This window comes from Kitasatospora sp. MY 5-36, assembly GCF_001182915.1.
Lineage (GTDB): Bacteria > Actinomycetota > Actinomycetes > Streptomycetales > Streptomycetaceae > Kitasatospora.
Genome location: NZ_LFVW01000347.1, coordinates 1 through 12,720 on the forward strand (window position 1 = coordinate 1; position 12,720 = coordinate 12,720).

The window sequence follows — 12,720 nt, forward strand, 5'->3', positions numbered from 1 at the left end:
CGCCGCCACCCCGGCGGTCAGCAGCCGCCGGCGCCGCAGCCGCCGCCGGCCCCCGGCGACCAGCCGGTCGTACGGGACCGTCCCGGTCTCGACGCTGCCGGCCAGCTCGCCCAGGGCCCGTACGGTGGCCGGCTCGTCGCCGCCCGCCTCGTCCCCGGGCAGGTACTGGTTGCTCATCTTGCCCCTCCGATGCTCGTCAGTCCGATGAGTGAGGAGGCCCCGCGGAGTTTGGCCAGCCCTCGGGCCGCCTGGCTCTTCACCGTCCCGACCGAGCAGCCCATGGCCTCCGCGGTCTGGGTCTCGCTGAGGTCCTCCCAGTAGCGCAGCACCACGGCCTGGCGCTGCCGCGGCGGCAGGGTGCCGAGCGCGGCGAGCAGCACGGCCCGGTCGTCCGGGTCGGTGCCGGCCGGCGCGGGCCGGTCCGGGAATTCGGTGACCGGGTACTCGACCAGCCGCCGCCGGAACCGCCGGGCGTGCTCGTTGATCACGATCCGGCGCACGTAGGCGTACGGATCGTCCGCGGCGCGCACCCTGTTCCAGGCCGCGTACGCCCGTTCCAGCGCCTGCTGGACCAGGTCCTCGGCGCCGTGCCGGTCCCCCGCGAGCAGGTACGCCGTCCTGAGCAGCCGTGACCAGGCGCTGCCGACGAACGTCCGGAACTCCTCGTCCCGGGCGGTCTTGTGGGCTCCCATGAGCACCGCCTCACCCCCCAGAGCCCGGGACGGCCGTGGACCGTTGCCCGGCGTTCGCGATTCGCCGCTCACGGCTGTGACACTGGAGGGGCTCGAAAACCGAGGTGCGCTCCGCCGTGCCTCCTTGCGAACCTAGAGGGATGCCCGCAGTGAGTTCTCCCGCAGTCCAGTCCGCCACCGTACCCGCCGAGGGCGGCCCCGGAATCGGCGAGCTGGCCGCCCGTCTGCCCGAGCTGACCCTGCGCGACCAGGTGCGGATCGGGCGCCGGCTGGAGGGGGCCCGTCGGGTCCGCAAGCCCGAGGCCCGGCAGAAGGTCGCCGCCGAGATCGCCGCCGACATCGACCGCGCCGAGCTGGTCGTCGAGCGCCGCCGGAAGGCCGTGCCGGAGATCGGCTATCCCGCCGAGCTCCCGGTCAGCCAGAAGAAGGACGAGATCCTGGCGGCGATCCGGGACCACCAGGTGGTGATCGTCGCGGGCGAGACCGGCTCCGGCAAGACCACCCAGATCCCGAAGATCTGCCTGGAGCTGGGCCGCGGCGTGCGCGGCCTGGTCGGCCACACCCAGCCGCGCCGGATCGCCGCCCGCACGGTGGCGGAGCGGGTCGCGGAGGAGCTGGACAGCCCGCTCGGCGAGGCGGTCGGCTGGAAGGTCCGGTTCACCGACCAGGTCGGCCAGGACACCCTGGTCAAGCTGATGACGGACGGCATCCTGCTCGCGGAGATCCAGACCGACCGCGACCTGCACCAGTACGACACCCTGATCATCGACGAGGCGCACGAGCGCAGCCTCAACATCGACTTCATCCTCGGCTACGTCAAGCAGCTGCTCCCCCGCCGCCCGGACCTCAAGGTCGTGATCACCTCCGCGACCATCGACCCGGAGCGCTTCGCCCGCCACTTCGGCGACGCCCCGATCGTCGAGGTCTCCGGGCGCACCTACCCGGTGGAGGTCCGCTACCGGCCGCTCGCCGAGGACGGTGACGACGAGGCGGACGAGGTCGACCGCGACCGGGACCGGGACCAGGTCCAGGCGATCTGCGAGGCCGCCGAGGAGCTCCAGGCCGAGGGCCCGGGCGACATCCTGGTCTTCCTCTCCGGCGAGCGCGAGATCCGCGACACCGCGGACGCCCTCGACAAGCTGAAGCTGAAGAACACCGAGGTCCTGCCGCTGTACGCCCGGCTCAGCTCGGCCGAGCAGCACAAGGTCTTCCAGCGCTCGCGCAGCCGCCGGATCGTGCTGGCCACCAACGTCGCCGAGACCTCGCTGACCGTCCCCGGCATCAAGTACGTGATCGACCCGGGCACCGCCCGGATCTCCCGCTACAGCCACCGCACCAAGGTGCAGCGGCTGCCGATCGAGGCGATCAGCCAGGCCAGCGCCAACCAGCGCAAGGGCCGCTGCGGCCGCACCTCGGACGGCATCTGCATCCGGCTCTACTCGGAGGAGGACTTCCTCTCCCGCCCCGAGTTCACCGACGCCGAGATCCTGCGCACCAACCTGGCCTCGGTGATCCTCCAGATGACCGCGGCCGGCCTCGGCGACATCGCCGCCTTCCCGTTCCTGGACCCGCCGGACTCGCGCAACATCAAGGACGGCGTCCACCTGCTGCACGAGCTGGGCGCGCTGGACCCGGACGAGAAGGACCCGCGCAAGCGCCTGACCGCGCTCGGCCGCAAGCTCGCCCAGCTCCCGGTGGACCCGCGGATGGCCCGCATGGTGCTGGAGGCGGACCGCAACGGCTGCGTCCGCGACGTCATGGTGATCGCCGCCGCGCTCTCCATCCAGGACCCGCGCGAGCGCCCGGCCGAGAAGCGCCAGGCCGCCGACGAGCGGCACAAGCGGTTCAACTCGGAGACCTCCGACTTCCTCTCCTACCTGGCGATGTGGCGTTACGTCCGGGAGCAGCAGCGGGAGCTCTCCTCCTCGGCGTTCCGCCGGATGTGCAAGTCGGAGTTCCTCAACTACCTGCGGATACGGGAGTGGCAGGACATCTACGTCCAGCTGCGCACCGTCGCCAAGCAGTTGGGCGTCACGATCGAGGAGCCGCACGAGGACGCCGAGCCGGACGCCGACCGGATCCACCAGTCGCTGCTGGCCGGCCTGCTCTCCCACATCGGCCTGTTCGACGTGGAGAAGCGCGAGTACGGCGGCGCGCGCGGCGCCCGCTTCGCGGTCTTCCCGGGCTCCGGCCTGTTCAAGAAGCCGCCGCGCTGGGTGATGTCGGCCGAGCTGGTGGAGACCTCCCGGCTCTGGGCGCGGATCAACGCGAAGATCGAGCCGGAGTGGGTCGAGCCGCTGGCCGGCCACCTGATCAAGCGGAGCTACAGCGAGCCGCACTGGGAGAAGAAGGCCGGCGCCGTCATGGCGTACGAGAAGGTGACCCTCTACGGGATGCCGGTCGTCGCCCAGCGCAAGGTCAACTACGGGCGGATCGACCCGGAGCTCTGCCGCGAGCTGTTCATCCGCAACGCGCTGGTCGAGGGCGACTGGGAGACCCACCACCGGTTCTTCGCGGAGAACCGCAAGCTGCTCGGCGAGGTCGAGGAGCTGGAGAACCGGGCCCGCCGCCGGGACATCATGGTCGACGACCAGACCCTGTTCGAGTTCTACGACGCCCGGCTGCCCGAGGAGGTCGTCTCCACCCGGCACTTCGACTCCTGGTGGAAGAAGGCCCGGCACGAGCAGCCGGACCTGCTGAACTTCGAGAAGTCGATGCTGATCAACGACGCCGCGGGCGGCGTCACCGAGGCCGACTACCCGGACCACTGGCAGCAGGGCAAGCTCCGCTTCAAGCTGACCTACCAGTTCGAGCCGGGCAGCGACGCGGACGGCGTGACGGTGCACATCCCGCTGCCGGTGCTCAACCAGGTCACCGCGGAGGGCTTCGACTGGCAGATCCCCGGTCTGCGGGAGGAGCTGGTCACCGCGTACATCAAGTCGCTGCCGAAGGCGGTCCGCCGCAACTTCGTCCCGGCGCCGGACTTCGCCAAGGCGGCGCTGCGCGCGGTGAAGGACCGCCAGGAACCGCTCCTCCCGGCCCTGGAGCACGCCCTGAAGCGCCTGACGGCGGTCACCGTGCCCCCGGAGGCCTGGGACGACGAACGGGTCCCCGACCACCTCAAGGTGACCTTCCGGGTGGTGGACGGGCGCCGCAAGCTCGCCGAGTCCAAGGACCTGGAGGAGCTGCGGCTGAAGCTCAAGCCCAAGCTCAAGGAGACGCTCTCCTCGGCCGCCTCCGGCCAGGGCATCGAGCAGAGCGGGCTGACCGCCTGGCCGGCCTCGCTGCCGGTGCTCCAGCGCACCTTCGAGCAGCGCTCGCGCGGCCACTCGATGCGCGCCTACCCGGCGCTGGTGGACGAGGGGCCGTCGGTCGGCGTCAAGCTGTTCGACACCCCGGAGGCGCAGGCCCGGTCGATGTGGGAGGGGACGCGGCGGCTGCTGACGCTGACCACCAACTCCCCGGCCAAGTCGATCCAGGGCCGGCTGGGCAACCAGGCGAAGCTGGCGCTCTCGCACAGCCCGCACGGTTCGATCACCGCCCTGTTCGAGGACGTGGTGTCGGCCGCGACGGACCGGCTGATGGCCCTGAACGGCGGCCCGGCCTGGGACGAGGCGGCCTTCGGGAAGCTGCACGACAAGGTGCGCGCGGACCTGTACGACCTGTCCGCGGACACCACCCTGAAGACGGCCACCGCGCTGATCGCCTTCCACAAGGCCTCGACCCGGCTGAAGTCGGTGAGCAGCCCGGTGCTGCTGAACGCGGTGAACGACGTCCGGCTGCACCTGGCCTCGCTGGTGCACCCGGGCTTCGTGACGGCCACCGGCTGGCAGCGGCTGCCGGACCTCAAGCGCTACCTGCTGGCGGTGGACCGCCGCCTGGAGGCGCTGCCCAACCACCCGCAGCGGGACGCCCAGCAGCTGCTGAAGGTGCAGCAGGTCCAGCAGGCGTACGGGGAGCTGCTGGCGGCGGTGCCGGCCGGGCACCAGCCGTCCGCGGAGGTGCGGGCGATCCGCTGGATGATCGAGGAGCTGCGGGTCAGCTTCTTCGCCCAGTCGCTGGGCACGCCGAGCCCGGTCTCGGAGAAGCGGATCATGAAGGCGATGGACGCGGCGCGGGCGACGCTCTGACCCGGGCGGGGGCGGGTGACCGCCCCCGCCGGTGCTGTGAGCTGCGGACGGGTGCGGGTGGGCGTTCAGGAGCCAGTTCGACCTGGGGGCCCACCATGGGCTACAGTCTGTCTTGTTCGCAGCGCGGCAAGCGAGTGAACGAGATCAGGAAACCCTGGTCCCGTGGAGCAGTTGGTTAGCTCGCCACCCTGTCAAGGTGGAGGTCGCGGGTTCAAGTCCCGTCGGGATCGCCGCAACGCGAGAGGCCCGGAACCGTCAGGTTCCGGGCCTCTCGCTTTTGGCCGTTCGGCCCTTTACCCCGAGTAGGTCTAGACCACAAGTGACAGACCGTGTGACGGTCGTCACCCGGTCCCCTCCGGAGCCGGCCTCGTGGAGCCCTCTCCGGAACCCTGTTAATTTAATATGTAAAATTGTACAGCTATTCACTGTAAATCCCCCCCACCCCACGCGCATCAAATCGTTATCCGGAGTTCAACATTCCGACCACTCGGCCGACACCCGAACACCCTCGGGCGGGCACGACAAAGGGGCCGCTTACCGGACCCGGCGGAGTCCGGTAAGCGGCCCCTTTAAAAGAGCCTTCGGCCTATCAGGCCTCAGTACGCTGGGCGGGAATCCCAGCCAGCAGAGCGCGCACCTCCGCCTCACGGTAACGGCGGTGACCACCGAGCGTGCGAATCGACGTCAGCTTGCCTGCCTTGGCCCAGCGGGTGACCGTCTTCGGGTCCACGCGGAACATGGTGGCAACCTCTGCCGGCGTCAGCAGCGGCTCAGCATCAGGGGTACGAGCGGTCATGAGCGGCCTCCTCGGGAGAACCGAACCAGGGCGGTTCTATCCTTCAAATTCTGCACCTTGGCCCGCGATGCCCGAAATGGCATAGACGGGCCGAGTCGGTTATAGGACGAACGGCTTGTCCTGGTGTCTACAACTACACCATCCGTCCAGCCCTATCGACCAAACCGCCAAAATTGACCCCTCACGGGTTCAAGGCCGACGGATGGCGATGGACCACCCCATAGCGGACAGTCACATAGTGATGACATCCGGTTACGAGGGGACCAGACCCTCCGTTTCCCCGCAAAGCACGCATCGACTCCAGAACCACCCAAAAGTGGGCACGCTCACGTGAAGTTGGGCTGGTTGTCCCATTTTTGCACATAGGGGTAAGTTCGCGTCAACGGTGAGTAGTGTCACGTTCGGCAGCTATTGACCCGAACCGGGACCTTGGTCATCCGATGTGCAGCCCTTAGGACTCTTACAGTCATACACGCGCGGTCGGACGTCAGTTCGCGTGCCGCAGCGCCAGCACCCGGCGCCACCGCACCGTCAGCTCCCCGTGGACCCGCAGCGCCTCCGCGGTGTCGCCGGCCCGCAGCGCCCGCAGCCCCCCCTCCAGCTCCCCCGCCGAACGGTCCGCCAAGAGCCGCTCCGGGCCCAGCAGATGCACCAGGCCCCCGTAGTCCAGCTCCACCAGCGAGCGCGGGTGGAACTCCTCCAGCCAGCGCCCGACCCGCTCCGCGCCCCGCACCAGGTCCCCGTCCGGCGCCGCCTCGCGCAGCGCCCGGAAGGCCCGCGCCACCCGTCGGCGCGCCTGCGCCATCGGCACCAGGTAGAACAGCGCCGCCGGCCGGCCGCCCCGCTCCGCTCCCCCGCCCGGGCCGTCCACCGACCCCTCCCCGCCCGGCCCCTCCCCGCCCGGCACGAAGCAGCGGTCCTCGTCCCCGAACGGCAGGAACCAGTGCACCGGCACCTCCCACCGGCTGGTCAGGATCCACGGCCGGGCGTCCGGGTGCTCGGCCCGCCAGCGCTCCCGGTCCGCCTCGGCGGCCGCCCGGGCCACCGGCGGCAGCGCGGTGTCCAGCAGCGCCACCGGCGCCCCGGCCCGCAGCTCCTCCAGGGCCTGCCAGCTGCGCAGCCTGGTCGCCCACGGGCAGACGTACAGGACGCCGTCCACCAGCCGCAGGTACGCCCGCCCGCTCTCCCGCTCGGGCAGTGCCCGGGGCGTGCGGGCGGCCAGCCCGGCGAGCGCCTCCCGCTGCTCCTCCAGCACCGCCGCCGCCACCGGCTGGGCCGGCTCCGCGGCATCCGGCCCGTGCTCCGCCGCCCAGGCCTGCCAGCGTGCCCGGTCGGGCTCCGGGTAGGCGGCCAGCGGCTCGTAGACCCGCAGGTGGGCCGCGTAGGGCGGCTGTACGGAGGTACGTACGACGGTCACGTCCTGCATGGTCGCACGCGCCGCGCGGCCCCGGGAGAGCGCGCCCCCGCACCGTTCGCGCCCGCACTGCGCACCGCCGTCCGTCTCACCCCTCGGACGTCCGGCCCCGGCTCGGGCAAGACGCCGGACCGGCGGCGCGCCCCCGACTACGCTTCGCCCTAGGCGCCCGCACCACAGCAGCGGGCCTTCAATACTGGAGTCACCACAGTGACCGACGTACAGACCCCCGCCACGCACCCCGCACCCGGCGTGCTCAGCAGGATCTTCCGTACCGAGCAGGACGGCGCCCCCGGCGACGGTCACGAGCAGGTCGTCCTCTGCCACGACCGCAGCTCGGGTCTGAAGGCGATCATCGCCATCCACTCGACCGCCCTGGGCCCGGCCCTCGGCGGCACCCGCTTCTTCCCGTACGCCTCCGAGGAGGCGGCGCTGGAGGACGCGCTGAACCTGTCCCGCGGGATGTCCTACAAGAACGCGCTGGCCGGGCTGGACCTCGGCGGCGGCAAGGCCGTCATCATCGGCGACCCGAACAAGGACAAGAACGAGGCGATGCTCCGGGCCTACGGCCGCTTCGTCGAGTCCCTGCGCGGCCGCTACATCACCGCCTGCGACGTGGGCACCTACGTCCAGGACATGGACGTCATCGCCCGCGAGACCGAGTTCGTGACCGGCCGCTCGCCCGAGCACGGCGGCGCCGGCGACTCGTCCATCCTGACCGCCTTCGGCGTCTTCCAGGGCATGCGCGCCACCGCCCAGGCCCGCTGGGGCCAGCCGACCCTGCGCGGCAAGCGGGTCGGCGTCGCGGGCGTCGGCAAGGTCGGCCACTACCTGGTCGGCCACCTCGTCGCGGACGGCGCCACGGTCGTCGTCACCGACCCCTTCGAGGCCGCCGTCAACCGCGTGCGCGCGGCCCACCCCGAGGTCGAGGTGGTCGCCGACACCGCCGCCCTGCTCCAGGCGAAGCTGGACGTCTACGCCCCCTGCGCCCTCGGCGGCGCGCTGACCGACGACGTCGTCGCGGCGCTGGGCGGCTTCGGCACCTCGATCGTCTGCGGCGCGGCCAACAACCAGCTGTCCCACCCGGGCGTCGAGAAGGACCTCGCCGACCGCGGCATCCTCTACGCCCCGGACTACCTGGTGAACTCCGGCGGCGTCATCCAGGTCGCCGACGAGATCGACGGCTTCAACTTCGAGCGGGCCAAGAACAAGGCCACGAAGATCTTCGACACCCCCCTGGAGATCTTCACCCGGGCGACGGCCGACGGCGTCCCGCCGGCGGTCGCGGCCGACCGCCTGGCCGAGAAGCGGATGCGCGAGATCAGCGCCCTGCGCACGGTGCTGCTGCCCGGCGCCCGCCGCGGCTGACGGGTCACCAGCCGACCCCGTGGCGCGCGGGGGGCCGTCCCAGTGGCCCCCCGCGCATCACGATGTGGAACCGGATTCTCACTTCTCCGGCCGAACGGGTGATCCGAAGCCCCCCTAGGGGGGATAATCAGTCCTGGAACGACGGACCCAAGACACCTCTGGACAGCGCGCAAAACGCCGCAAAACCTCCCTTGACCTGGGAAGACCTGGTCGCGGGTGCGGTCGGTGCGCGCCACGTCACACTGACGACGTACCGTCCAGCGGCGGAAACAGGTACCGTTAATGCTCCAAGGGACGGTCCTCCCATTCGGGCAGGCCGGTCCTGATCATGAACACGTGTCAGACTCGGGGCCGTGAGCCCCATCGTTGAGGGGGTCGACCCATGGGGCGCGGCCGGGCCAAGGCCAAGCAGACGAAGGTCGCCCGCGAGCTGAAGTACAACAGCGGCGGGTTCGACGCTAACCGTCTGTCCAACGAGCTGGGCGTATCGCCGTCCACCGCTTCGATCGAGCCGGAGCCGATCGAGGAGGAGGAGGACGACGACCCGTACGCGGAGTACGCCGCCCGCTACGCCGACCTCGACGACGACGGCGACACCGAGCCGGGCACCGGGCCGTCGCAGGCCTCCCGCCGCTCGTAACAAGCAGTCCCGCCGGACCGGTCCGGGCGCCCTGGGCGCCGGGCCGGTCTTCGGCGTTCCCGCGTACGGCGGTCGCCGCGCGGGCCGGTCCTGACGACGGAAGGGCCCCTCCGGAGCTCCGGAGGGGCCCTTCCGTCGTCAGCGCCGGGTCAGTTCGCCCGGAAGCCCTCGTAGGCGTTGTAGAGGGCCGCGCCGCCCTCGTGCTCCTCGCCGCGCTCGACGATGTCGCCGAGCAGCCAGGCCTCCACGCCGCGGTCCTCCAGGATCGACAGCACGGCGTCCACCGAGTGCGGCGGGACGACCGCGACCATGCCGACGCCCATGTTCAGCGTCTTCTCGATCTCCAGGGTGGCCACCTTGCCGACCTCGGCGACGGTCCGGAAGACCGGCAGCGGGGTCCAGGTGCCGCGGTCCAGGCGGGCGTGCAGGCCGTCCGGGACGACCCGGGCCAGGTTGGCCGCCAGGCCGCCGCCGGTGACGTGCGAGAAGGCGTGCACCTCGGTGGCGCGGGTGAGCGCCAGGCAGTCCAGCGAGTAGATCCGGGTCGGCTCCAGCAGCTCCTCGCCGAGCGTCCGGCCGAACTCCTCGACCTTGCGGTCCAGCTTCCAGCCGGCCTCGTTCAGCAGCACGTGGCGGACCAGCGAGTAGCCGTTGGAGTGCAGGCCGGAGGCGGCCATCGCGATCACCACGTCGCCGGCCCGGACCCGGTCCGCGCCGAGCAGCGCGTCGGCCTCCACCACACCGGTGCCGGCACCCGCGACGTCGTACTCGTCCGGGCCCAGCAGGCCCGGGTGCTCGGCGGTCTCGCCGCCGACCAGGGCGCAGCCGGCCAGCGCGCAGCCCTCGGCGATGCCCTTGACGATCGCGGCGACCCGCTCCGGGACGACCTTGCCGACGCAGATGTAGTCGGTCATGAACAGCGGCTCGGCGCCGCAGACCACCAGGTCGTCGACGACCATGCCGACCAGGTCGTGGCCGATGGTGTCGTGCTTGTCCATGGCGGCCGCGATGGCCACCTTGGTCCCCACGCCATCGGTGGCCGAGGCCAGCAGCGGCCGCTCGTAGTTCTTGAAGGCGGACGCGTCGAAGAGGCCGGCGAAGCCGCCGAGACCGCCGACCACCTCGGGGCGGTTGGCCTTCTTCACCCACTGCTTCATGAGCTCGACGGCGCGGTCGCCCGCCTCGATGTCGACACCGGCGGCGGCGTAGGTGGCGCCGTTCTGGTTGCTGGTCACTGCGTGCGGCCCTTTCGGGTCAGGTGGGGGTGGTTCGGAAACAGCGGTGGGGCCCCGGTTCGCGGGACCCCACCGTGCGTTCTTACGGGCGGCGCAGCGCGTCGGCCGCGCCCGCCCCGCCGAGCAGCGACTGGACGCCGTCCAGGTCGCTGCCGCTGGTCGGCTTGCCGCGGACGGCGGGCGGCTGCTGGCCGCCCTTGATCTCGGCCTCCAGCAGGAGCTTGCCGAGCAGCGCCGGGTCCGGCAGCTCCATCGGGTACTCGCCGTCGAAGCAGGCCCGGCAGAGCCGGTCCTTGGGCTGCTTGGTGGCCTCGATCATGCCGTCGATCGAGATGTAGGAGAGCGAGTCCGCGCCGAGCGTGCGGCCGATCTCCTCGATGGTCATGCCGTTGGCGATCAGCTCCGCGCGGGTGGCGAAGTCGATGCCGAAGAAGCAGGGCCACTTCACCGGCGGCGAGGAGATCCGGATGTGCACCTCGGCGGCGCCGGCCTCGCGCAGCATCTTCACCAGCGCGCGCTGGGTGTTGCCGCGCACGATCGAGTCGTCCACGACCACCAGGCGCTTGCCGGCGATGACCTCGCGCAGCGGGTTGAGCTTGAGCCGGATGCCGAGCTGGCGGATGGTCTGGCTGGGCTGGATGAAGGTGCGGCCCACGTAGGCGTTCTTCACCAGGCCGGAGCCGTACGGGATGCCGCTGGCCTCGGCGTAGCCGATCGCGGCGGGGGTGCCGGACTCGGGCGTCGCTATCACCAGGTCGGCCTCGACGGGCGCCTCCTTGGCCAGCCGGCGGCCCATCTCCACGCGGGAGAGGTGCACGTTGCGGCCGGCGATGGAGGTGTCGGGGCGGGCCAGGTAGACGTACTCGAAGACGCAGCCCTTGGGCTTGGCCTCGGCGAACCGCGAGCTGCGCATGCCGTTCTCGTCGATGGCGATGAGCTCGCCCGGCTCGACCTCGCGGATGAAGGAGGCGCCGCAGATGTCCAGCGCCGCCGTCTCGGAGGCGACCACCCAGCCGCGCTCCAGCCGGCCGAGCACCAGCGGGCGGATGCCCTGCGGGTCACGGGCGGCGTAGAGGGTGTGCTCGTCCATGAAGACGAGCGAGAACGCGCCCTTGACCTTGGGCAGCACGACCTTGGCCGTCTCCTCGATGGAGAGGTCCGGGTGGCCGGCGAGCAGCGCCGTCACCAGGTCGGTGTCGTTGGTCGCGGCGTTCCGGCCGGAGCGCGAGACGTGCTCCTCGCCGGGCAGTTCGGCGACCATGGCCGCCAGTTCGGCGGTGTTCACCAGGTTTCCGTTGTGCCCGAGGGCCAGCGAACCGTGAACGGTCGCGCGGAAGGTCGGCTGGGCGTTCTCCCAGACCGAGGAACCGGTGGTCGAGTAGCGGGCGTGTCCGACGGCGATATGCCCGTGCAAGGACCCCAGCGATGCCTCGTCGAAGACCTGGGAGACGAGCCCCATGTCCTTGAAGACGAGAATCTGGGAGCCGTTGCTCACTGCGATGCCCGCGGATTCCTGACCGCGGTGCTGCAGGGCGTAAAGGCCGAAGAACGTGAGCTTGGCGACCTCCTCGCCGGGAGCCCAGACACCGAAGACGCCACAAGCGTCCTGGGGGCCTTTCTCACCGGGAAGAAGATCGTGGTTGAGTCTTCCGTCACCACGTGGCACGCCTTCGAGTCTAGGGCAGTTGACCCGGGCTTCCGGACCCCGGGACTGCGGCTTTGTCCCGCGATCGCGAGTTAACGCGCGTAGACAAATCCCCTTACCGGTCCGGCATTTCGGGTGGGGGGAATTCCGGCGCGTGGCGGTTGGCCTTGCGGTTCGCGCCTGTTGGGGAGTTCGGTGTGCGCGGCGGCGGGGGTCGGGGGGCGGACGAACGTGAGCCTGCTCACCCGGGGTTCCCCCACCGGTCGCCCGGCGGTCGTCCGGCGGTCGTCCGCCCGTGGTTCCCCGGCCGCCCGCCGGTGGCTCCCGGTCAGGCCGCCGGCAGCAGCAGGCCCCAGGCCCCCGGGTGCACCGTCCAGGTCCGGGCCCGGACCGGGCCGACCGGGTGGCCGTCCGCCTCGTAGCCGAAGCCGCGCCCGACCACCGAGACGCTCGCCGCCCGGGCCCGTACCAGGGCGCCGGAGGCGGCGACCACCACCTCCATCTCGCCCGTTCCGTGCGAGGCGCCGGTCGGGAGCGTGACCTGGACCAGCCGGACCGGCCGGTGGACGTCCGCGAGCAGCCGGCCGTCGGCCTCGACCCGGACCCGGGAGCCGTGGTCGGTGCCGTCCGGGGTGAGTGCGTTCGCCTGCTCGGCCGCAGCCAGTTTCGCCCATAGCGAACGCCAGCCCCCCGGACGGCCCACCGGACGGCGCGCGGCCCCGCCGGTGATCCGCACCCCGCCCAGCGCCACCCCGCCGCCGTCGTCGACCAGCAGGTCCAGCCGGCGCGGCGCGCCCGAG

Annotated in this window: 8 protein-coding genes, 1 tRNA gene and 1 pseudogene; 4 read left to right on the top strand and 6 right to left on the bottom strand. The window is 71.5% G+C overall.

Features of this window, described 5'->3' with window-relative positions:
* Positions 1-173: 173 nt before the first annotated feature.
* Complete coding sequence (locus AE652_RS21725; RefSeq protein ID WP_049654070.1) at positions 174-692, bottom strand: SigE family RNA polymerase sigma factor; 519 nt, start codon at positions 690-692, stop codon at positions 174-176.
* A 149-nt stretch (positions 693-841) separates the two neighbouring features.
* Here AE652_RS21725 and hrpA point away from each other — a divergent pair, with 149 nt between their 5' ends.
* A complete protein-coding gene (gene hrpA, locus AE652_RS21730; protein ID WP_369808314.1) occupies positions 842-4,822 on the top strand; it encodes an ATP-dependent RNA helicase HrpA in 3,981 nt (1,326 codons plus the stop codon).
* Positions 4,823-4,978: 156 nt separating this feature from the next.
* Positions 4,979-5,052 (top strand) — tRNA-Asp (locus AE652_RS21735).
* A gap of 359 nt (positions 5,053-5,411) precedes the next feature.
* On the opposite strand, the gene bldC is transcribed toward AE652_RS21735, so the two are convergent.
* Together bldC and AE652_RS21745 are read right to left on the bottom strand one after the other, a co-directional pair.
* The gene (gene bldC / locus AE652_RS21740) at positions 5,412-5,618 is read right to left on the bottom strand and encodes a developmental transcriptional regulator BldC (RefSeq protein WP_014137253.1); all 207 of its coding nucleotides are present in this window, start codon (positions 5,616-5,618) and stop codon (positions 5,412-5,414) included.
* Positions 5,619-6,105: 487 nt separating this feature from the next.
* A complete protein-coding gene (locus tag AE652_RS21745) occupies positions 6,106-7,035 on the bottom strand; it encodes a hypothetical protein (RefSeq protein ID WP_234348473.1) in 930 nt (309 codons plus the stop codon).
* Between the two features lie 207 nt (positions 7,036-7,242).
* Here AE652_RS21745 and AE652_RS21750 point away from each other — a divergent pair, with 207 nt between their 5' ends.
* Both AE652_RS21750 and AE652_RS21755 read left to right on the top strand, forming a co-directional pair.
* Positions 7,243-8,400, top strand: a complete 1,158-nt coding sequence (locus AE652_RS21750) for a Glu/Leu/Phe/Val dehydrogenase dimerization domain-containing protein (protein ID WP_049654078.1) — start codon at positions 7,243-7,245, stop codon at positions 8,398-8,400.
* Between the two features lie 382 nt (positions 8,401-8,782).
* Positions 8,783-9,040, top strand: a complete 258-nt coding sequence (locus AE652_RS21755) for a DUF3073 domain-containing protein (protein ID WP_049654080.1) — start codon at positions 8,783-8,785, stop codon at positions 9,038-9,040.
* A gap of 149 nt (positions 9,041-9,189) precedes the next feature.
* Here AE652_RS21755 and purM read toward each other — a convergent pair whose 3' ends face one another.
* The 3 genes and pseudogenes from purM to AE652_RS21770 form a co-directional block, all read right to left on the bottom strand.
* Entirely contained in the window at positions 9,190-10,275 is a 1,086-nt protein-coding gene (gene purM / locus AE652_RS21760; protein ID WP_049654082.1) for a phosphoribosylformylglycinamidine cyclo-ligase, read from the bottom strand.
* Positions 10,276-10,357: 82 nt separating this feature from the next.
* On the bottom strand, positions 10,358-11,941 hold the full coding sequence (purF, locus tag AE652_RS21765; RefSeq protein ID WP_049654084.1) for an amidophosphoribosyltransferase: 1,584 nt from the start codon (positions 11,939-11,941) through the stop codon (positions 10,358-10,360).
* Positions 11,942-12,248: 307 nt separating this feature from the next.
* Positions 12,249-12,720, bottom strand: a pseudogene (locus tag AE652_RS21770) (diacylglycerol kinase); the annotation flags it as partial.

Bases quoted from the DNA above. Each gene is read 5' to 3' on its own strand.
- AE652_RS21725 (WP_049654070.1), bottom strand. From the start codon at position 692: ATGGGAGCCCACAAGACCGCCCGGGACGAGGAGTTCCGGACGTTCGTC.
- bldC (WP_014137253.1), bottom strand. From the start codon at position 5,618: ATGACCGCTCGTACCCCTGATGCTGAGCCGCTGCTGACGCCGGCAGAG.
- AE652_RS21755 (WP_049654080.1), top strand. From the start codon at position 8,783: ATGGGGCGCGGCCGGGCCAAGGCCAAGCAGACGAAGGTCGCCCGCGAG.